21 protein-coding genes are annotated in these 21,902 nt (G+C 40.6%); 14 read left to right on the top strand and 7 right to left on the bottom strand.

Annotated elements, in window-relative coordinates:
* Nucleotides 1-3: 3 nt before the first annotated feature.
* The 9 genes from FA047_RS06215 (at nt 4) to FA047_RS06175 (ending at nt 12,556) form a co-directional block, all read left to right on the top strand.
* Entirely contained in the window at nt 4-1,305 is a 1,302-nt protein-coding gene (locus tag FA047_RS06215; protein ID WP_136835082.1) for a family 10 glycosylhydrolase, read from the top strand.
* Between the two features lie 14 nt (nt 1,306-1,319).
* On the top strand, nt 1,320-2,816 hold the full coding sequence (locus tag FA047_RS06210; RefSeq protein WP_205943246.1) for a calcineurin-like phosphoesterase C-terminal domain-containing protein: 1,497 nt from the start codon (nt 1,320-1,322) through the stop codon (nt 2,814-2,816).
* 48 nt (nt 2,817-2,864) lie between these two features.
* Entirely contained in the window at nt 2,865-3,527 is a 663-nt protein-coding gene (locus tag FA047_RS06205) for a GDSL-type esterase/lipase family protein (protein WP_136835081.1), read from the top strand.
* On the top strand, nt 3,520-5,346 hold the full coding sequence (locus tag FA047_RS06200; protein WP_136835080.1) for an FAD-dependent oxidoreductase: 1,827 nt from the start codon (nt 3,520-3,522) through the stop codon (nt 5,344-5,346). Before FA047_RS06205 ends, FA047_RS06200 begins: the two co-directional genes overlap by 8 nt.
* Nucleotides 5,347-5,366: 20 nt before the next feature.
* Nucleotides 5,367-6,425, top strand: coding sequence for a DUF4434 domain-containing protein (locus FA047_RS06195; RefSeq protein ID WP_136835079.1), 1,059 nt, complete (start codon nt 5,367-5,369; stop codon nt 6,423-6,425).
* A gap of 19 nt (nt 6,426-6,444) precedes the next feature.
* Nucleotides 6,445-7,839 (top strand): sugar porter family MFS transporter, encoded by a 1,395-nt coding sequence (locus FA047_RS06190; RefSeq protein ID WP_136835078.1) that lies wholly within the window; start codon nt 6,445-6,447, stop codon nt 7,837-7,839.
* 68 nt (nt 7,840-7,907) lie between these two features.
* Complete coding sequence (locus FA047_RS06185; protein ID WP_136835077.1) at nt 7,908-9,074, top strand: AGE family epimerase/isomerase; 1,167 nt, start codon at nt 7,908-7,910, stop codon at nt 9,072-9,074.
* A gap of 221 nt (nt 9,075-9,295) precedes the next feature.
* Nucleotides 9,296-10,861: a L,D-transpeptidase family protein gene (locus tag FA047_RS06180; RefSeq protein ID WP_136835076.1), complete on the top strand. Its 1,566-nt coding sequence runs from the start codon at nt 9,296-9,298 to the stop codon at nt 10,859-10,861.
* Nucleotides 10,862-10,933: 72 nt separating this feature from the next.
* The gene (locus FA047_RS06175) at nt 10,934-12,556 is read left to right on the top strand and encodes a GxGYxYP domain-containing protein (protein WP_225872644.1); all 1,623 of its coding nucleotides are present in this window, start codon (nt 10,934-10,936) and stop codon (nt 12,554-12,556) included.
* 106 nt (nt 12,557-12,662) lie between these two features.
* Here the strand turns inward: FA047_RS06175 and FA047_RS06170 are convergent, their stop codons facing one another.
* Nucleotides 12,663-13,754, bottom strand: coding sequence for a DUF695 domain-containing protein (locus tag FA047_RS06170; RefSeq protein ID WP_136835075.1), 1,092 nt, complete (start codon nt 13,752-13,754; stop codon nt 12,663-12,665).
* Between the two features lie 122 nt (nt 13,755-13,876).
* Between FA047_RS06170 and FA047_RS06165 the strand changes: the two genes are divergently transcribed.
* Both FA047_RS06165 and FA047_RS06160 read left to right on the top strand, forming a co-directional pair.
* Nucleotides 13,877-14,290, top strand: coding sequence for a hypothetical protein (locus FA047_RS06165; RefSeq protein WP_136835074.1), 414 nt, complete (start codon nt 13,877-13,879; stop codon nt 14,288-14,290).
* Nucleotides 14,291-14,331: 41 nt separating this feature from the next.
* The gene (locus tag FA047_RS06160) at nt 14,332-14,802 is read left to right on the top strand and encodes a YdeI/OmpD-associated family protein (RefSeq protein ID WP_136835073.1); all 471 of its coding nucleotides are present in this window, start codon (nt 14,332-14,334) and stop codon (nt 14,800-14,802) included.
* A gap of 46 nt (nt 14,803-14,848) precedes the next feature.
* Here the strand turns inward: FA047_RS06160 and FA047_RS06155 are convergent, their stop codons facing one another.
* On the bottom strand, nt 14,849-15,211 hold the full coding sequence (locus tag FA047_RS06155) for a nuclear transport factor 2 family protein (RefSeq protein ID WP_136835072.1): 363 nt from the start codon (nt 15,209-15,211) through the stop codon (nt 14,849-14,851).
* Nucleotides 15,212-15,348: 137 nt separating this feature from the next.
* On the opposite strand from FA047_RS06155, the gene FA047_RS06150 reads away from it, so the two are divergent.
* Complete coding sequence (locus tag FA047_RS06150) at nt 15,349-16,215, top strand: Rpn family recombination-promoting nuclease/putative transposase (RefSeq protein WP_136835071.1); 867 nt, start codon at nt 15,349-15,351, stop codon at nt 16,213-16,215.
* A 15-nt stretch (nt 16,216-16,230) separates the two neighbouring features.
* Here FA047_RS06150 and FA047_RS06145 read toward each other — a convergent pair whose 3' ends face one another.
* The 4 genes from FA047_RS06145 to FA047_RS06130 all read right to left on the bottom strand — a co-directional run bounded on the left by FA047_RS06145 (nt 16,231) and on the right by FA047_RS06130 (nt 19,746).
* A complete protein-coding gene (locus tag FA047_RS06145; protein ID WP_136835070.1) occupies nt 16,231-16,689 on the bottom strand; it encodes an SRPBCC family protein in 459 nt (152 codons plus the stop codon).
* A 165-nt stretch (nt 16,690-16,854) separates the two neighbouring features.
* Complete coding sequence (locus FA047_RS06140; RefSeq protein WP_136835069.1) at nt 16,855-17,820, bottom strand: Fic family protein; 966 nt, start codon at nt 17,818-17,820, stop codon at nt 16,855-16,857.
* Nucleotides 17,821-17,966: 146 nt separating this feature from the next.
* Nucleotides 17,967-18,380: an NAD(+)--rifampin ADP-ribosyltransferase gene (gene arr / locus FA047_RS21110; RefSeq protein ID WP_394347559.1), complete on the bottom strand. Its 414-nt coding sequence runs from the start codon at nt 18,378-18,380 to the stop codon at nt 17,967-17,969.
* 412 nt (nt 18,381-18,792) lie between these two features.
* A complete protein-coding gene (locus tag FA047_RS06130; RefSeq protein ID WP_136835067.1) occupies nt 18,793-19,746 on the bottom strand; it encodes a CvpA family protein in 954 nt (317 codons plus the stop codon).
* Between the two features lie 132 nt (nt 19,747-19,878).
* Between FA047_RS06130 and FA047_RS06125 the strand changes: the two genes are divergently transcribed.
* Complete coding sequence (locus FA047_RS06125) at nt 19,879-20,520, top strand: type IV toxin-antitoxin system AbiEi family antitoxin domain-containing protein (protein WP_136835066.1); 642 nt, start codon at nt 19,879-19,881, stop codon at nt 20,518-20,520.
* The gene (locus FA047_RS06120; protein ID WP_136835065.1) at nt 20,517-21,365 is read left to right on the top strand and encodes a nucleotidyl transferase AbiEii/AbiGii toxin family protein; all 849 of its coding nucleotides are present in this window, start codon (nt 20,517-20,519) and stop codon (nt 21,363-21,365) included. The genes FA047_RS06125 and FA047_RS06120 overlap by 4 nt, the downstream gene beginning before the upstream one ends.
* Before the next feature lie 68 nt (nt 21,366-21,433).
* On the opposite strand, the gene FA047_RS06115 is transcribed toward FA047_RS06120, so the two are convergent.
* Nucleotides 21,434-21,853, bottom strand: coding sequence for a DUF4091 domain-containing protein (locus FA047_RS06115; RefSeq protein ID WP_394347558.1), 420 nt, complete (start codon nt 21,851-21,853; stop codon nt 21,434-21,436).
* Nucleotides 21,854-21,902 lie beyond the last annotated feature (49 nt).

Below are 21,902 nucleotides of genomic sequence, written 5' to 3'. Positions count from 1 at the left end.
CATATGAAAAAGTATTTTCTTTTAGTGAGTATTTTTATTTCACTAACATCTTGTAGCAAGAATAAACCTGATCCGGAATATATAGAACAGGAGATCCCATTGGATATTGACAGGGCCAGTATAGCTGCTAAACCAATTCAGATGTGGATAGATGCGCATGCGAATTTTAGTCTGTTTGCCGATAAGGCCAACATCACGGCCTACATGGAAAAAATGAAGGCAACGGGTTTTACAGAGGTGTATGTAGACGTGAAACCGGGCATAGGTTATGCCCTGTACAACAGCGATATCCTTCCTAAACTTACCAAATGGGGTAATGTTACTGTGAATAGGGATTGGGATTACCTGGCGTTCTGGATCCAGGAAGCCGAAAGGTTGAATATGAGTGTTATTGCCAGCTTATCGGTAATGGGCTATGGATATACCAAAACAAAAGAAGGTCTGGTTTATGATAGTCAAACCTGGAATGGGAAGACCCAGCTTGGGATGCTTGATGCTTCCAAGCCAACAGTGTTAACGGACATACGTAATGATCTGACTGCAGATGGTGCCATGCTCAATCCTTGTCTGCCCGAAGTACAGACTTTTGTGACATCTGTCATTGCTGAAGTGGCAACCAAATATCCGAAGCTTAAAGGAATCGCCCTGGACTATTGCCGCTGGTGGAGTGCAAATTATGGATTTGGAGATGCGACGATTGCTGCTTTTAAGGCTTACAGCGGAAAAACGGTGAACAGCAATAATGACATCATAACCGCAACCGGTGGGATTGGTCCTATTTATAAGGACTGGATAGAGTTTCGCTCGATGGCGGTAACAAATCTTATCACCAATATCCGTACTAAAGTAAAATCTATCAATCCGAAACTGGAACTTCACCTTTGGGCTTCCGCAGACTGGGCTTCCCGTTATGGCGTAGGACAGAATTGGGCCAGTAAAAACTACAAACCGACACCAAGCGCTATTTACACAGATACCTATAGCAAAACCGGCTTTGCTGATCAGCTGGATGTATTTTCTTTAGGCGCATATACAGACAACATATTTATATCAGAGAATCCAGGCTCGGTATGGTCGGTAGAAAATTTTGTTACTACCTACGATAAATTTACCAAGGGAGACTGTAAGGTATATGGCTCGTTCGCATCTTATGCTTACGGAACCACTGCAAGTAAAGTGTCAGATGCAGTTTATCTGTCTCTTAAAAATACGGAGGGGGTGATGGCTTTCGAAATATCGCATGTCATCAATAACAATCAATGGGGTGCTATTAAAGCTGGGATTGACCGGGTTTACAAAAAATAAATAGGACCTATCATATGAAAACGCTGAAACCGGGCAGACTTTTATTGCTGATTATTTTGTTAATGCCCACATTGCTTTTTTCACAGCATACGGCCGGAAGGGTGTTTTTTGGAAATGTATCTGCCGGCGGTCGGGGGATACCTGGCGTGGCGGTTAGTGATGGACTGAAGGTTACGCATACGGATAAAAGGGGAGGCTATCGACTGGTTAGTCTGGAAGCGCCCGATTTTATATTCATCAGCTTACCATCGGGTTACAGGGCACCGGTATCAGAAGGTATTCCCCATTATTTTGAACGTGTAAACGATCAGTCAGCCAAAAAAAAACGTATCGATTTTGAGCTCGAGCGTAATCAGGAAAATCAGGAAAGGTACCAGCTGATTGTCTGCGCCGACCCCCAGGTAGGATTTGACGAGGATGTTCCGAAATTGGAAAGCCTTTTAGCCGACATGAAGAAGCATGTAAGGGAGGAGTTTTCCGGTATGCCAGTCTATGGCATCATGTGCGGAGACATTATTGAAGGAATGAACCAGGCTTCTCCGACCTTACAGGCCATTAAGCAACGTTTTAGTGAAACGGAAATTCCCTTTTTCTATGTGGCGGGAAACCATGATATGGATTTAGGTGCAAGATCAAACTTACTGGCAAAACAAAGTTATAAAAAGATCTTTGGGCCATCTTATTACTCCTTCAATCTGGGAAAAGTGCACTATGTGGTATTGGACGATGTGTTTAGCACGGGTAAATCGTATGGGTATATCGGTTATCTTGAAGAACGGCAACTACAGTGGCTGGAACAGGATCTCGCAAGTATACCGCAGGGCAGTACGGTGATCGTCAGTGTTCATATCCCCAGCTATTCCGTATCGGCACGCAAAGGCGATTTTGGTGCTGAGGATATTAAAAAGGTCATTCAAAACCGTCAGGCACTTTATAAAATCTTAATGCCTTACCAAGCCCATATTTTTTCAGGTCATGAGCATTACCAGGAGAACTATGTCTTGAAGGATAACCTCTTTGAACATGTTCATGGCGCACTTTGCGGCATATTTTGGCAAGCTCCTTACAACAGCGATGGAACGCCGCTGGGCTACACGGTTTATGAAGTTGATGGAGAGAAACTGAGCTGGTATTTTAAAGCAGCGGGAAAAGATAAAAACATACAGTGTGCAGCGTATTTGCCAGGTGCAGACACGCAAAACCCCGAGGCACTTGTTGTCAATGTATGGAATTATGACTCTGCCTGGAAGGTTTATTGGTATGAAGACGGCAAAAAAATGGGTGAGATGAAGCAATCGAAGGGCTGGGATCCTGACATCGTTCAGTATGTTAAAAAGAACCAACAAAATTTTAGATACAAGTATATCGGTGCAGGCCCCAGCGAACACATGTTCTATGCGGTTCCCTTAAATAAGCATGCCCAGTTTAAAATCGAGGTTGTTGATCGTTTTAACAATGTTTATACAACTATACCGCAAAATGTTAATAAGAAACAAATCAGTTTTCGGTGATATTACCCAAAGGCAACATCCTGGTGAACGTTAAAGATTTATACGAACATGAAAAAATTATTAATAGCTATGCTTCTTGGACTTAGCATACATGCACTTGCACAGCAGCCAAATTTTAGAAATGATTACTACAATAAGAAGAGGGCACTACAGGAAAGTATTCCTAAAGTTAATAAAGCCATTGTGATGCTGGGCAATAGTTTGACTGAGCAGGGACTGTGGTCTGAATATTTTCCGGGAAAAGATGTGTTAAACAGGGGGATCGGAGGGGATATTATTGCTGGCATAATCGATCGGTTACCCGATATTTTAAAAAACAAACCCTCAAAAATTTTTATAACGGCGGGGATTAATGATATACTATTTTACGACATCACCAAAGAACAGTTTGAGCAGGGCTATACCAAGATATTTGAAATCATTAAACAGCGGCAACCAAAGTGCAAGATTTATTTGGGTAGTTTACTGCCTGTAAACGAAACCATAAAATCGGATAATAAATTTTTAGTTGACAAGAACAACAAAATCAATGCGTTCAATGATCTGATCAGGGCATTTGCTGTGGAACACCATGTAAGATATATCGATATCCATTCGCATATGTTGGAAGGTAAAGCGCTTATAAAAGGCCTTAGTGTTGATGGTATTCATTTAAACGAAAAAGGATATCTGGTTTGGACAAGTGTGTTAAAACCATATATCTATGAGTAGGTGTAGTATTTTTTCTTGTGTTCCACTTTTCCTTCTAGCCTTGTTAGACCCCTCTGCAGTTGCAGCAAAAAAACCGAAAGAGCGTATTGTAGAAGTATTGGTGATTGGCGGTACAACCAGCGGCACCTCCGCAGGAATTGCATCAGCAAGGGCAGGTGCGAAAACGCTGATTGTAGAAGAAAGTCCCTGGCTTGGAGGTATGTTCAGCGCGCAAGGAGTAGGGGCGGTAGACGGCAATGAAAATCTGCCATCGGGTTTATGGAAAGAGTTTAGAGAGAAGATTGTCATGCATTATGGAGGGGAGGCACGTGTACGGACAGGATGGGTGAGCAATACATTGTTTGAGCCTCATGTGGCAGACAGTGTATTTAAAGCGATGGCTGCAGCTGAAAGAGATTTGACTGTCGTTTATGGGTATCATCTCTACAGCATATTAAAAGAAGGGAAAAAAATATCTGGTGCCATTTTCAGAAATGAACGGAAAGAGCAACTGATCGTCCGTGCTAAAATAACCATTGATGCTACTGATATCGGGGAAAGTTTAAAAATGGCCGGGGCAGCCTACCGATTGGGAATGGATGCACGTGACCAGACGCATGAAAAAGGTGCACCTGATCAGGCAAATGACATCGTTCAGGACCTTACATGGGTTGCTATTTTAAAAGATTATGGATCCGGTGCTGACAGGACCATCCCAAAACCCAGGGACTATAAGGCAGCCGAATTTCATGGATGTTGTTCTGAAACAGTAGATAAAATAAAAATCGATTGTGATTATATGTTGCAATACGGCCGAATGCCGAAAAATAAGTACATGATAAACTGGCCGAAATATGGTAACGACATTTATTTACAAGTGGTAGAAATGTCCCGCAGTAAGCGGAATAAAGCGTTGAAAAAAGCGAAAGAGCAAACCCTAAGATTTGTTTATTATATACAGGATGAACTGGGTTTTAAGCATCTGGGCCTGGCCGATGACGAATTTGATACTGCAGATTTGCTGGCCTATAAACCGTATCATAGAGAAGGCCGGCGCCTCAGGGGCATTTCCTATCTCACTTACAATGATGTCGAAAACCCGTATCAACAGGAAGAATATTTATACAAAACCGGTATATCCGTAGGTGACTATCCTGTAGACCATCATCACGATAAAAATCCAGCTGCACCGAAAGTAGGGTTCGATCCGGTTCCGTCCTTTAATATTCCATTGGGGGCGCTTATTCCCGAAACGATAGACGGCCTGATCGTATCGGATAAGGCCATTTCTGTTTCCAATCTGATAAACGGATCGACAAGATTGCAACCTGTGGTATTGTTAACGGGACAGGCTGCAGGTACATTGGCTGCGCTGGCCGTTAAGGAAAATAAGGAGCCCCGTGAGGTCTCTATCCGAATGGTTCAGTCGAGCCTGTTAAAAAACAAAGCCTATATCATGCCTTTGTATGATGTGCCGGTATTGGATCCGGATTTTGAAAGTATACAGAAAATAACGGCAACGGGCATTCTCAAAACAAAGGGAGAGTCCTGGAAATGGGCCAATCGGACATGGTTTTACCCAGACAGCAATATTACAGTTGCGGAATTTACCGAAGGCTTACATTCCTTTGACAGCAGGGCCGAAGTTGTTGTGCAGCAGCGATTGCTGACCATGCGTGAGGCGTTTTCGATGATCACCAGCATATCAGATCATAAAGTGACGCCGGTTGGATTGGAGTATAGCGATGAACCAATATCAAAAAGAAAACTGGCATTACTACTCATAGATTTTCTGAACCCTTTTGCAAAGGAGATAAACCATCAGGGCAAATATTATTGAATAAAATATAAAAACACATTATGGAAAATAATAGAAGAGATTTTTTAAAAAAAATGGGAATAGGAGCCGCTGCCGCCAGTATTCCCTTAATGGGGTTAGGTAATGATCGGGATTCAGCGGTAAATGGGGTATTACCTCCGGCAAGTGGACTTCAGATTACAGGAACTTTTCTAGATGAAATATCGCACGATATCCCACACCAGAATTGGGGAGAAAAGGAGTGGGACCAGGATTTTCGACATATGAAAGCAATCGGTATCAACTCCGTTTTCTTGATCCGTTCGGGTTACCGAAAATTTATTACGTATCCTTCTGAATATTTGATGAAAAAGGGCTGCTATAAGCCTTCGGTTGATTTGTTGGATATGTATTTAAGGTTGTCCGATAAACACGGCATGAAGTTTTATTTTGGCTTATACGATTCAGGGCACTATTGGGATACGGGTGATATGTCGAGTGAAATTGAAGACAATAAGTTCGTCATTGATGAAGTGTGGGAAAAATACGGTCAGCACCACAAAAGTTTTCAGGGCTGGTACTTGAGCGGCGAGATCAGTCGGGCTACAAAAGGGGCTATTGATTCCTTTCGGGCAATGGGAAAGCAATGTAAAGATGTATCTGGTGGCCTGCCTACCTTTATTTCTCCATGGATTGACGGCAAGAAGGCAGTTATGGCAAGCTCAGGTAAGCTTTCCAAAGCAGATTCAGTGTCAGTTGAGCAGCATGAGAAGGAATGGGGTGAAATATTTGATGGCATTAAGGGAGCCGTGGATGCCTGTGCTTTTCAGGACGGCCAAATTGATTACAATGAGTTGGACGCATTCTTTGAAGTGAATAAAAAACTAGCAGATAAGAATGGAATCGAATGTTGGACGAATGCGGAATCCTTTGACCGCGATATGCCTATCAAATTCTTGCCTATCAAGTTTGATAAATTGAGGATGAAGCTTGAGGCAGCCAAACGGGCAAACTATGATAAGGCAATTACCTTTGAATTTTCCCACTTTATGAGCCCTCAATCTGCTTATCCGCAGGCTGGTCACCTGTATAACCGATATAAGGATTATTTCGGTCTGTAAAATTTAATTAGAATAACTCATGAATGAAAAAATAAATATCAGATATATAAAATTTTTGTCCTCCGTAGCGGCGGTAGGAGGTTTTCTTTTCGGCTATGACACGGCGGTGATATCAGGCACCATTGCGCAGGTCAGCAGTCAGTTTGGACTCAGTACTGTAGAGCAGGGCTGGTATGTAGGGTGTGCTTTGATCGGGTCTATTCTGGGCGTATCCATTGGGGGATTTTTAGGCGATAAATACGGCCGAAAAAAAACACTGTTCATTGCCGCGGTCCTTTTCTTCATATCCGCTGTTTTCTGTGCCTTTTCTCTTCAACTTGAGCAGCTTGTCATTGCAAGAATGATCGGAGGAGTAGGGATCGGTGTAGTGTCTATTATTTCACCAATGTATATTTCTGAGCTTTCGGTTGCGGAGTACCGTGGTCGTTTGGTTTCTTTATATCAGCTGGCGGTGACAATTGGCTTTTTGGGGGCATACTTAGTTAATTATGCGTTGCTTAAATATTCTTTGACAAATGCACAGCATCTGGAGTATTCCTGGATGAAACTGATCTTTTGTGATGAAGTCTGGAGAGGTATGTTGGGTGTTTCCGGAATACCAGCTGTTCTTTTTTTCTTTATTCTTTTTTTTATACCGGAAAGCCCCCGATGGCTGCTTTTGAAAAATAAGGAAAAACAGGCTGAATTAGTGTTGAGACGAGTTTATCTATCACAAAATGCGGCTCAGAACGAACTTGATAAAATTAGATCTGTGCTGACGGGTACCGGAAAGCTGGATTGGTCCTTGCTAAAACAGTCCAATGTTCGAAAAGCTGTTCTCATAGGTGCAGCTATTGCAATTCTCGGACAATTTATGGGTGTAAATGCGGTACTGTATTATGGGCCTACTATTTTTGAGAAAATCGGGCTTTCTGGTGATGATTCCCTGCTTTACCAGGTAATAGTAGGATTGGTAAATGTATTGACAACCATATTAGCTGTGTTTATCATCGACAGAGTGGGGCGTAAAAAATTAGTTTATCTCGGTGTGTCCGGTATGGTGATTTTTCTACTCCTGATCGCGTTTTACTTCGTGTCCGGAAATTCGTTTCCAAACATCATTATTCTGATTTGTTTTCTGGCCTATGTATTCTGTTGTGCAATATCTATTTCTGCAGTAATCTGGGTATTGCTATCCGAAATGTATCCAAATAAGATCCGTGCAGTGGCAATGTCGCTGACTGGTCTTTCACTTTGGATAGGGACTTATTTAATAGGGCAATTGACACCCTGGCTATTGGAGAACCTCGGTCCGGCGGGAACTTTTTTCTTCTTCGCCCTGATGTGCATACCCTACTTATTCATCGTATGGAAGTGGATACCAGAAACCACCGGTAAATCTCTGGAGGATATTGAACGACATTGGATACATTAATATTTCGTCTGGATATCTCTTATTAAATCGATGTAAAAATAACTAAGATTAACAATTTAAGATACGTAATGAAGTACAACTACAGTGAAATTTACGAGCAGGAATTAATAGATCATGTAATTCCTTTTTGGATGAAATATTCTAAGGATGAGGTGTCAGGAGGATATTTTAATTGCCTTGACCGGTTTGGAAATGTGTTTGATACAGATAAATTTATGTGGCTGCAGGCCAGAGAAGTCTGGACTTTTGCGACCTTATACAATGAATTGGAAGCAAGGCCAGAGTGGTTAGAAATGGCAAAGCACGGGGCTGATTTTATAGAAAAACATGGTCGTGATGGTAAAGGAAACTGGTACTTTTCATTAGCGCAATCCGGAGAACCGCTGGTGCAACCTTACAATATTTTTTCTGACTGCTTCGCTGCTATGTCTTTTGCTGCCCTTTATAAAGCTGATCCACAAGAGAAATACGCCGAGATCGCAAAGGATACTTTCTATAATATCTTAAAGCGCCAGACGAATCCAAAAGGCACTTATAATAAGGCTTATCCGAAAACACGTAACCTTAAAAACTTTGCTTTACCGATGATCCTGAGTAATTTATCTCTGGAAATGGAACATGTGCTTGATAAGAAGACAGTTGATGATTTGCTTAGGACAGTGATTCATGAGGTGATGAATGTTTTTTATCAGGAAGATACGGGACTGATTTTGGAGAATGTGAACCTTGATGGTTCTTTTTCTGATTCTTTTGAAGGGAGACTGATCAATCCGGGACATGCCATTGAAGCGATGTGGTTTATGATGGATCTTGGTGTTCGTCTGAAAGATCAGCAATTAATAGAAAAGGCTACCGAAATCGCTCTTCACACTCTTGAATATGGCTGGGATAAAGAATTTGGAGGGATTTTCTATTTTCTGGATATCATGAATAAACCCGTTCAGCAGTTGGAATGGGATCAAAAGCTTTGGTGGGTACACCTGGAAGCTCTGGTATGCATGGCCAAAGGATATACACTTACCGGAAGAGCCGAATGTAAAGATTGGTTTGAGAGGCTTCACGACTATAGCTGGTCTAATTTTCGTGATCCTGAGCATGGAGAGTGGTTTGCATATCTGAATAGAAGGGGCGAGGTATTGTTACCCTTAAAAGGGGGTAAATGGAAATGCTGTTTCCATGTACCACGTGCATTGTTTCAAGTCTTTAAAACACTGAAAAATGACCAGTCTGCTTAAAATCTAAAGTCTCCAGGCTTTTAAAACTTGCTGATACCACGTTGTTATCATCTTTAGTTCCAATCACTCTGCGTAATCGCTTGCCACAGTTACGATGGGCAAAAGAAGGGGGCGATTGATACTACGATGGTGGCACCATATTTGCCTTATCGCCAGAAATTTGTTCTTATTACAAGGATACATCCCTATCTGTTGTTTTTAAAATTATTTTTAGTTAATTTATGGCAAGGATATTTACGCTTGGGTTTGGGATTATTATTTTAGTTTATGTAATTAGTTCATTTAAAAAAGAACCATCTGTTGGAGAACTGTTGGCTGAAAGTTTTGAAAACGAGATTTATGATGAATTTGATACTTTGGCTTTTGATTCTGTTTTTACAAAAACATTAGATAGCTTGTCAACTAAACTCTCTGATTTCCAATCAATAAAGACTTTTTATACCAAAAATGGATATTGTCCCACTTTAGTTATCAGATTTTATAAGTCCAAAAATTTAGATGTTCTGCTAAATTTTTTACAGAACAGTACGGTGCATGGCTTTGATCCAGAGAGGTTTTCAACAACAGAATTCAGAAGTTTATTGGGATATTTTAAAGGGAATAACGAATTCAACAATGTATCTCAAAGCTATTCTGCCTTGGCAAAACTTGAGCTTCTATCTGCCAATGCTTATATTAAGTATATCAATTATCTCAAATTTGGGGTAGTGAATCCCCAAAAGGTATTTTCGAGATATTTTATCAATGTTAAGCGGCCTGATGTTCAATCTACAATAAGATTACTGAATTCAGGTAGTATGTCAGACACCTTAGTCAGCGTTCAGGGAAAATCTTTACAGTATATGGCGCTCCAGTCGGCTTTTATTAAGGCCGAAAACGACTCTGTTCGCCGGACTTTAGCGGTAAATATGGAACGCTTGCGCTGGATTTTACCCCAAACCGGGGAGGATTATGTGCAAGTAAATATCCCCGATTTTACCCTGATTTATTTTAAACAGCGTGATACGTTAACGACGATGAAGGTTTGCGTTGGAAGTAAAGCTGACGATGATTACGAGAAGAAAATGGACGTTTTTAAAAAGACGGGCGATTATGATGATAAACCTAATAATCATGAAACGCCAATTCTTTTCAGTTCTATAACCTTGCTCTATGTTAATCCTGTATGGAATATTCCTGAAAGTATTGTTAAAAAGGAGATTTATCCGATGGCGCGCCGAAATAGTAGCTACTTAAGGAGAAATGACATCAATGTATATCATAAAAATAAGCTTGTTAATAATCCTGCTGGTATTCGATGGTCAAGATATGATGTGGAAAAATTACCTTTTCTATTCGTACAAAGACCAGGAATTAAAAATTCCTTAGGTAAATTTAAGTTTGCGTTTGAAAATAATAGCAGCATTTTTTTACACGATACCAATAATAAAAAAGCTTTTAAACAATCTAACCGGGCGATAAGTCACGGTTGTATAAGATTAGAGCAACCACTAAAATTTGCTGAACTTCTTGTCGGCGACAAAGATAAATGCGATAAATTAAGATCTGACATTGGATTAGTTCCGATAAATAAAAACAATCTTGCTGGATACCACATGAAACGGTCTCATAAATTGACCTCAAAGGACTCTCAATTAACGCCCTCCGTATATACTCCAAAAAAATCTGTCCCATTGTTGATCACTTATTTTACAGCTTGGGAAATGAATAATAAAATTGAATATAGACCAGATGTGTATGGCCTGGATAAGGATTTGTGGGCAGCAATGAATAAGATAAACAGGTAGTTTTCGGGAAACGACAATATCTATCCAGCAATCCCGTATATTCGTTCAGCTAATTGTTATCAAATCATGGTTATGAAAAGACTATCTGTCCAACAGATGATAATACCGGTAAAAATGCTTAGAGTTAAAACTGTATGCCTTCTTTTGTTCCTTTTGTTTGCCATGCCATCCATGGGCCAGATTAAATGGCCGAATAGTCAGCTGCTTCCATCTTTCCCTGCGCCCGCTCAGGTCCAGGATTTAATTATACTCCGGCAAAAATCTCCTTATGCTGCAGCAGAAATGTACCTGTTTGCTTCGCTAAAGGGCATCGTAAACAGGACTAAACCACGTATTTTCTCCTATGAGGGCGATGCTTTTGCTGAAGGGCCGCATACCTGGCTGCAGTCCCTGGGCTTGAAATGGTCTGAACCGGCAGACAAATGGGACCTGATTAAAAAATACCGGAATGAAATTTCAGGCCTGATCGTTTATGATCCCAATCAAATACATACCATTAACCTGGCCACAGTACTAGCAAATAGCAAAGGTGCACTGATTGCCTCGCCATTATTGTTATCCAAATTGACTGCTCCTCCTTATAATTTACCTGTCTTACTTGATTTGCAAGGAAAGTTTAGCAGTAAGCTGGAAGTTTATCAATCACTGTATGATACCTATTGGCCACAGCTTGATCACCGTTTGTTAATCGGACTAAACCCTAATGCGCATAAAGCGGCCCTTCGTGAGTATGCCGTGGCATTGGGGGCTGGGGTAATATGGCTAGATCCCAAAGTCGCTGGTGAAAGTGAGTTGCTCAACAAATTTCTATCTTCTATGTCGCCGGGTTCAAACTTTATGGGCTGGTGGCCAGAAGAAGCGCCAGGGGTGGAGCGGGCTTCGAAGTATGGTATTGCAACGATCGCCAGTGATTGGTGTACTAACCTCACGTTACATAGTGGTACTTCCAGAACAGTAAATGTAAAACCGATTCCACCAAAACCAGTGCTTAAAAACAAGATTTATGTTGCATTTGTATTGAGCGATGGAGACAATCTACAATACACTGAACATCTGATGCGTAAGCTTTGGAATAATCCAGACCGGGGTGCTGTTCCAATAGGATGGACCGTGTCACCTGCTATGCTAGATGCCATGCCTGCCGCACTTAATTACTATTGGCAAACCTCTACCATCAATGACAATCTGATTTCCGGACCCTCCGGCTATGGTTACACTTATCCCAATGCCTGGTCTGATGAAAATTTACTAAAACAGTTTGTTTCTAAAACCGAGGATTATAATAATCGTGCGGGCTTACGTGTAGTCACCATCTGGAACACAATCAACGGAGGTATCAATCCTAATGTTGGGAAAATGTTTGCAAGTCAGGCAAAATCGTTGCTCGGTGTAACTGCCCAAAACACAGGGGGTGGGCTCACTATCTATAACAACAGTTTACCTGGAATGGCACTTGCGTGTAATTATTGTACAAATGAACAGGCGATGAAAGATCATATCGCCAAAGCTGCGTCTCGTTGGAATAGAACTTCGCCGCGTTTCATCATTATACAAGCGCAGCCCTGGACTAATATATCGCCCACAAGTTTTAAAAATGTAGCTAGCTCACTTAATGAAGATTATGTAATAGTTCGCCCTGATCATCTTTTTCAGCTTATTCGTGAAGAGAATGGCATTTCAATTAAACCTAAATAGTTTCGTACTTTAGTTGTCGTAACTTCACAATTATTTAAGCCTTATTTAATAAACACCGAATGAAACGCTTTAGATTGGTGCCGCAGGATTTGCCATATTATTCGGCTCAGCTCTCGTACCTGGCAAGCGATCTCCAGTATTTATCCTTATAGATTTCATAACTGATATTGAGTCTACCCGCATATGCTTTTTCAATATCATGTACCGCTTTAGATGGCTTTCTGAATTCTTTGCAGGCAAAATAAATTACGCGAAGACCATCACCGGTTTCTCTGCCCACATTCAGGTAACCATCTGCAGGGCTAAGGCGAGCCATGAGTTCATCTTCCATTTCATTGAGCAGCTGAAAGGTTTGCTGATCTGGTAGCCCTGAGTTCTGACGTCCATCATATTTGATTTCAATGGCCATCATCCAGGGGTGTGAAGCTTTGGCATCCCAACTGAGTAATCCCATATTGAGCATAGCAAGAAAAGGCTGTCCATCTTCTGTTTCAGCCTCAAAGCTGCCGTATTCATCATTATCCGTATTGTGCCGCATACCTTCATATTTCTCAATAAACTCTTTCTCCCTCCAGGTTAAAAATGCCTTCAATTTGGATATCGGGACAAGTTCCTTTTCAACCTTGTCTTTTCCTATGATGACAATATTATCTATCATCGTGGCAAAATTCAACTCGCCCAGATAGTTGTCAAGAAAGATAAAAACACCGTTTGAAATTTCCTTTTCATTATCCTGATTGAGATCGTCATGAACAACGGTGATGTCAATTTCGTCGGGTTGATAGGGATTATCATTCGCGTAGAAGTGCATGTTTTCCGTCTTAAAATGATAATCATACATGTTGATCGCAAACTTGTCGATCTCTATCGGCGGTTTAAGCGCTGTGAACTTCCAACCTTTGATTTCAGGTGCGTCGTTTACCAATTGCTCTACGAAAACAAAGTTCTTAACGGTCCCGTCGGCCGTAAGTACCAGTTCGGCCGTATTGTCGTCCAGCATCCCTGTAAGGAAGAAAAAGCCATCCTTCAGTTGAGCAAGTTTAGGCGATATTTTATCAAAGAATTCTTTTTCGATATCAGCATGTGCTTTGACGGTCTCAAAGAAACTTTTTTCATTTTTGATAAACCAGTTCCAGAAATCTTTATTGGACTGAATAGGAGCGTCTGATTTATTGAATATGTTTTTTAGAAAATTCATGGTTTATTGCAGGAGTTGATGTAGCGTTAATTGATTTGTTTTTGCTAATATATGATTGTGAACAGCAAAAATCAATTTTATGACGCCTTTATCTTCCGGTAGAAATTACGCATATTGCATATATGAAAACATTACTATTAGTCTGCTCCTTTGTCTTTGCTTCCTTTTCGCTTAGTGCTCAGGAAGGCGTTGCTGTTGATCAAATAATTGGTCATTGGGATCTAAAAGATATTCCAAAAGCTGTAGGAAAGGAAGTTGTTATAGTTGATTCTGTGTATGATGGCAGAGCATTTGAAAACCATACTTTACTGAATGTAGGAGGTAAGTATCCAGGTCAGATTATTTCTGTGTTTATTGCTAAAAAAGATTATAAAAACTTTAGTGATGATATTTTGAAATTGTACCTGCACAAAAAAATAAGTGTGAGCGGAAAATTATCAATTTTCAATGAGAAGGCGCAGATTGTTGTAACCGATCCTAAACAAATTAATTCTCATCTGAACTACAAAAAGAAAGTGCTGAATGTGATTTTTTAATTCCATCGACCCTCGACGAAATCCCATATCTTAGTGGTACTATGAATACCTTATTGTTAGACGAAATACTGATGCTGGAAAGGTTCCCTGGAAAAGGGGGCTGGACCTATGTGGTGCTACCTCAACTTAAGACCCCTTCGGGCAAGCTGTTGGGTTGGGATAAGGTTCGTGCCTTGTTTGATGAGCATGAAGTCTCTGAAATTGGCCTGATGTCTTTGGGTAATGGAAAGCGTTTCTTACCTGTAAAAGCTGAAATCAGGAAAGTGATAGGTAAGGAGGCTGGTAACCAAATTAGATTGCAATTATTCTCGCAAACTGAAGAATTGGATATAAGAGCAGAATTCCTACTTTGCCTGGAGGATGATCCCTCAGCTTTAAAGTATTTTAAAAGCTGGAAAGCTGAAGAACGGGACAAATACATCTCCTGGATTGAACAAGGGCAAAATACGGAGCAGCAGGTTGAGCGTATGGCACAGGCTGTCGACCGCATTGCAGCGGGATTGCTGTTTTAAAGGTTGGTGTGCCCTTGGCGTATTTTATTCAGGAAGACTGGACTCCTTAATGTGGACTGTCGATCACATATGAACTCATTTTAACGATCTTATCATCTTTGAAATGATAAATGTCACAGAAGTTGCTTTCGTATTCGATGCCGTCTTTCTTCTTATTTGTAGCTGATCCTTGTACTGATGCCATATCTCCTTCGATCACGATGGTGCTGAACTGAAAGTTGCTGTGCTCGGGCATATTGCTCACATCCATCTTGCTGAAGTCTTCTATCCCATTGAATCTGGTATGTCCTTTAGCAGCGGAATACATGTCCCAAACGACATCCTCTGCAAAGTAATCCATAAAGTCCTCCATTCTGTTTTCAGTAAACAGAAGGTTGATTTGTTCTATAAGTTCTTTTGTAGTTGCCATGATAATTAAACAATTGTTCCGAAATTTTGTTTATCTGCCCATCTATATCTGCTAAATTACTGTATTCAATAACTTAAGCGTAGAATAACCGGCTAATCGGCATCCCGCTTTTTATATTTGGAAAACTCTAATTATTTATGATTAAACAACCCGAATATACTACTTTTATTGATGCTTTTGTCGATTTTTCATTCAAAAGACTATTCGCTACTGAAGAAAGTAAACCTATTTTGATTGGGCTTTTAAACCATTTATTTAGAGGTCGTAAATACATCACGGCAATTAATTATGGTAAGAACGAATATCCTGGAGAAATTACAACCGAGGGAGGAGCGGTGTTCGATGTGATTTGTACAGATGCTGATGGAACCAAATTCATTATCGAAATTCAACGCGGTTATCAGCAGAATTTTAAAGATAGGGCTCTGTTCTACACATCGCGGGCCATTAGTGAGCAGGTAACAAAAGGAAACAGAAGGGAATGGGGCTATAAATTGACAGAAGTATACCTCGTTGCTTTTCTGGAAGATTTTAACCTTCCGGATAGCCCAAAAGTCGAGTATCTGCAGGATATTTGTCTGGCTAACAGGTACACTGGTAAAATATTCTGTGAAAAATTGAGCTTTATGTTCATTGAGATGATTAACTTTGTTAAGGAGCCAATTGAGCTGCATACCGAACTTGACAGATGGCTTTATTCGCTAAAACACTTAAGTGAGTTTAAGGAGCGTCCGGAATATCTGAACGGTCCGGAATTTGATCAATTATTTAATCTGGCAAGATATGCCAATTTAACAAAGGAGGAGCGAGACATGTACAATACGAGTTTGAAACATAAGTGGGACAATAAGAATGTAATGGACTTTGCTGTCGCACAGGCTGAACAAAAGGGTGAGCGAAAAAAGGCCGTTGATATGGCCCTGGAGATGCTGGCAGATCACGAGCCTGTTGAGAAAATCATGAGATACACAAAGTTGTCGTTAGAAGAGATTGAGGGACTTTAGTGTCTGCGGATTGTTCTAACTCATTTTAGCCAATTCCTGTTCCAGCTTATCCATATTCTCCTCGTTCTTGTCTTCTACGTATGGCCGTATTTTATTGCATTCCTTTTCGGTTGCAAAAACCTGCCTGAAGATAACTTTAGTTTCTCCGTCACTTACTTTCTCGAACGTTGCTATGACGTCAAACAGCGGTTGTGAGATGTGTTTCCATATGATAACCGAAGGCTCTTCGATAACGGTAAACTCGCATTCATTTTGATAATTCCCTTTCTCAGGTCCATGCATGGTAAAACGCCATTTTCCACCTGGTCTGAAGTCGAATTCATGAAATGTATTGGTAAAGCCCACCGGTCCCCACCAGTTTTTAAGGTGATCCGGATCTGCCCAGGCTTTGAAAGCGAGCGCCTGTGAAGTATTTGTTGTTCTTGTGGTTACAATTTCGCAGTCGGGGTTAATAGGAGGGATTGCTGTGCTCATAGTCTAAAGTTTTCTTAAAAATAGTAAACATCGTAATACGCGCAAACAAACTGATTGGTTATTTGATGGCTAATTCCTGCTGCGCAGTAGGTACATTTTATAGAAGTTGCTTGAGTAAGGAATAAAGAGTAGCAATAAGGGCTGTTACCCGGTCTCCGAATTGGTTCAGGAAAAATGGTAAGTGCTGGAGTTTTTGTCGCCGGTTTTTTGAAGGACACCTGTTTCAGTAGCCACTTTTAAATCTCGGCTGGCCGTTGCTGTGGAGAGCCCTTTGAAATGCTGAAGGTAGTTTTTTCGTGTAAAGTGCTCCTTCCCGACTACCTCTTTAAATAATAAAATCCGGCTTCCCTGATCTGGTGCGGCGGAAGGCCTTTCGATCAGTTCATCAAGCGCTTTAGCGATGCATCCGAGCATAAATATGATAAACGGAGTGCTTTGTCCCAGGTTGTCAGATTTGTTTAATGCTTCATAGTACTTGGTCTGGTCGGCCTTAATAATACTTTCGATGGGCAGGTATTCAAAAACCGGATAAGTTTTCATCAGCAAAATGGTTTGCCAAAGCCTGCCCATTCTGCCATTTCCATCAGCAAAAGGATGTATGAACTCAAATTCGTAATGAAACACGCAGGTTTTGATTAAGATGGGGTCCTTGTCTATTTTTACGTATTCCAGTAATTCCTTGAGCAAGTGTGGAACCATATTACCGGAAGGAGCTACGTGTGTAATCTGCGATCCTTTTACAATCCCAACATTTCCCGATCTTAAAGCACCGGCATCCTTAATCAGGCCATTCATTAAGGTTTTGTGGGCATTTAGAACTGATTTTAGTTGAAATGGCTTGAATGTATGCAGGTTATCGTAAGTCTCTATTGCGTTTTGCACTTCCAGAATATCCTTTTGGAGCGCTAAAATCCGTTTGTTGTTTAGCAATGCCGTAATCTGCTCTTGCGATATGGTATTTCCTTCAATTGCTAAGGTAGATTGTATTGTTTTTATCCGGTTTGCTTTTCGTAATTCGGTTTGTGGCCTGTTTAAATGGAGGGCATTCACTGCCCCGATTTGTTCAGATACCTTTGTTAATAAGGATAAAACCTCAGACGTAATTTGATATGGGGGTTTATTGTAACTCATATGATAGTATCACATGATACTATCATATGATACTATCAAAGCTATGAATAAATTGAGATAGAAATAAATTTTTAAAAAAAATAAACTGATCTGGGATTTATGGGCAGTTAACCTACATGTATATGGATGGTGGTGTAAATGGGTGGTTAATTGATGATCTCGCCTTTGTTATTAGCAAGTTTCTCGCGCCATTTTTGGAGTTCTGCGGGCGGTATCCTCTCCCAATCTGCCACTTCACCGGTAATTTTTAATGGTGATTGTGAGCGATAAGAACGTGTGGGATTGCCGGGGAATTTTTTGTCTGTAACATTTGGGTCGTTTTCAAAAATTCCCGTCGGTTCTACGATGTAGACACGTTCAGGTGCCTCGTTTTTTGCCAGCGCAGCGGCAAGTCCGGCCCCATTAACCAGGGCTGTGAAATAAATGTGATTCATTTTGAGTTCGGACTGGTAATTAGAACTGCCCCCTGGTGTCAACAGATCTCCGACCTGCAAATCCGCTTCAGTGCCATGATAAAAAGGCCCTTTGTCAGACGGATTATCTTTAAATGAAGTTGCCAATTCATGATTCTTTTTAGCTTTTTCAGCGTGGCCCAGTTCCTCATGACATTTAGCAATATTTGAATACAGGGCAGGGAAGGCGCTTTTAACAGCGTCGTTGTTTACTTTTATTGCAAACTCCAAAGCGGTTTCCAGCCATTTTAATTTGTCGGGTACACTTTTTTGATGACTGGCGATATAATGGGCTGCAATAAATTTTTCTAAATTGTCTGTCGCTTCATCCCAGGCTTGCAGGAAAAGTTTGATCGCCTCTTCAGGTTTCCCTTGTTCCTCCATGTTCATGCCCTGAAGACTCAGTTTGACTACTTTGTTGGTGGGATTGAATTCCATTGTCTGATTCTTTGAGATTGTTTGTAGCTAAGTTATTTCTTTTTGATGGGGATTCAATAGGCCTGATGTTAAAGAATTATTATCAATTTCTGAAGTTCTGCGTAATCATCAATCCATAGACTCCTCCATCGAGAATGCCAATACCCAAGCGGCCGAAACCAGACCTCAGGATATTTTTCCGGTGACCTGGTGAATTCATCAAACCCTGATGTGCGATGGCTAATGTTTGTGCCAGTGCAAGATTCTCTCCTGCAGTTACGAAAATGATTTTTTCAGCTTGAATTCGTTGAAATGGATCGAGTCCCTCCGGTGTAATGTGTGAGAAGTAACCCCGTGCGAACATGTCTGCCGAGTGTTTTCTTGCTGGAACGGCAATTTCAGGATCAGCTTTTAAAGGTTTGAGCCGACGTTTTTTCCTTTCTTCATTTACCAATACCATCATTTCTGCTTCCAGATCTGCCCGTACTTTCGGGTGTTCTACTTTGTATGGCAATTTTATGGATTCTGATGCCCCAACCACTGCCTCAGATTTCGAGCCGACTTGGTTAAATAAGGTACTAAAAACAGGCGAAAGCTGATCACGCATCCAGTTTACCTTGCGAATTGACCATCCACTGATTTTACTGTCCTTAGCTGCTTCTGTGCTGTTGGTGATAGGCGTCAACAGCAGTAGTGTCGACAATAGCGCTACCCATATGAAACCGTTTACCAGCCCCGGTAGGATTCCATAGAGTTTGTTGGCCGTGCTTTCGTGGTCTTCCTGGGACACATTAGATAAAATTTTCCTGGATAATACCTCGAACAAGATTCTGATGCCGATTAGAATGACGATAAATGACAGTGGAGCCGTCCATGGACTGGCAGATATGATGTATTTATCTATGAAACTGCTGAGGGGGCCATATAGCAGAAAGCTGAGTGCGAGACTGCCCATCCAGCAAAGCAATTCTAAAGTGGCAAGAATGAAACCACTGCGGACACTGTTCAGGATTGACAGCAGCAAGATCAAAATTAAAATGACGTCTACCCAGTTCATGAAATCCAATTTAGTAAAAAAGACGAAGTTTAACTATGACTTGTTTTTTTTAAATAGTTTAAGATTAATGTATTTATTTAAATAGATAATCGGTTTTTTTCCGATTATCTATTTATTTTTTTACATTTGTGTATGGATTTAATGCAGTTGATTCGTAGTTACGGCAAACAACCGATCACACATCAGTTGTTAATTGCATTGCTAAAGGATTACAAAAGACCTAATGATAAAATTCACGACTTACTTAAAGAAGGAATTTTGTCACCTTTAAAGAGGGGTATGTATGTAGTCGGAACGCAATTAAGTGATCAGATCCGGCCGGAACCTTTTTTGGTGGCTAATCATTTGTTAGGACCAAGTTATGTCTCTTCGGATACAGCTTTATCTTTTCATGGCTTGATACCGGAAAGGGTTTTTGAAATAACATCTGTTACTATTAAAGCTTCACGCAATTTTCCAACTCCTATGGGGTTGTTTTCTTACGAGCGTTTGGGACTTCCATATTACACATTTGGCATTCAGCAGATTCAGCTGGGTGATGAGCAGTGGGCAATGATGGCATCACCAGAAAAATCTTTGTTAGATAAGATTGTAACAACCTCTGGAGTAGTATTGAGAAGTGCAAAAGCTGCTGAGAGTTATCTGTTGGAAGACCTTAGGATTGATGCAGATAGGTTAAAAGAATTGGATGTTGAACAAATGAGTACATGGATGGATGATGCGCCGAAAAGAGATAGCTTAATTCATATACTTAAAATGATAAAGACTTTATGATAAAAGAATGGCTGGAATCTTATCATCCTGCTAATAAAGATGAGGCAGGGCAGGCCTTGCGTGAAATTATGCAGGAAATTGCGCTCGCTGGTTTACAACGGGCAGGTTTTTTTGAAAAAGCTGCATTTTATGGCGGAACAGCTTTACGTATATTTTATGGCCTGGATCGTTTTTCAGAAGATTTGGACTTTTCTTTATTAAATAAGAATATGGATTTTTCTCTGGATAAATATCTGGAGGCGGTTACCACAGAGTTCGCATCTCAGGGTATGACTGTTTCGGTTACCGAGAAAAAAAAGACCAAAGAAAATAATATTGATTCTGCTTTTTTAAAGTCTGAGACGATCTGGAAGGAATTGGTATTAGAAGGAATTATTCCTCAAAGCGGAGTTGATCAGCGAGCGAATATCAAGATCAAACTTGAGGTAGACAAGCTGCCGCCTCTTGGGTTCGAAACAGAAGAAAAGCTACTTTTAAAACCGTTTTCTTTTTATGTTAAATGTTTTTCATTATCTGATCTTTATGCTGGTAAAATGCATGCTTTACTGTTTAGGAAATGGGGCAATAATGTAAAAGGGAGGGATTGGTATGATATGGAATGGTATATTAAGAAAGGCGTGCGGTTAAATTTGAAACATTTCGCATTAAGAGCACGGGACAGTGGTAATTGGACTGAAGATGATATGACTGAAAAAGAGTTTAGAGAGTTACTTCGTGCCAAGATTGAAACTGTAAATTTCGACCGTATTAAAGCAGATATCAGCAGATTTATAGCAGACCGTTTTGTATTGGATATCTGGTCAGTAAATTATTTTAATGATCTGGTTACTCATTTGAAAATATAACAGCTGAATAATAAAGCCGCTATGTTGTACGTCACAGTGGCTTTTTATTATAAAATAGATTTCGTTATTTATTGATTAAGCAGATGCTTTACGCTTTTCAAAACATCATCAGCAGTAGTGGTAGCTAATGATTTGATCTCAAATTTCTTTAAAGCCTGATTCAGTTCTGCTAATTGTTTGGTCTGCTTGTTCTTTTCGTATGATGACTGCAGGTATTTGATCTTCTCAAAATCCTGCGCGCCTTCAATCAGTTTTTCAAATCCTACTGAGCTTAAGGCTCCAGGATAAACCAGGTAAGTATCGCAGGCTGGCCATGCAGTAAACCGCGTGTCTGTTAGTGGTGATTTAGTCCAGCTGTTGTAGGCCCAACGTAAATATCCGTCCATTTTTTTTGCTGCCGTATACCAGCCCATACTATACGATATTCTGCTCTGTGAACTTCTTAAGTTATGGCTGTTTAGACATGGAAGCCGATATGCCGGGTGCAGGCAGTTAGCCCTGCACCCGGTATCGTTCTTATTGTGTGTAATGTAAGAG

Origin of the sequence: Pedobacter frigoris (genome assembly GCF_005116445.1) — a bacterium.
GTDB classification, from domain to species: domain Bacteria; phylum Bacteroidota; class Bacteroidia; order Sphingobacteriales; family Sphingobacteriaceae; genus Pedobacter; species Pedobacter frigoris.
This window is presented reverse-complemented; position numbering and strand designations above follow the sequence as displayed.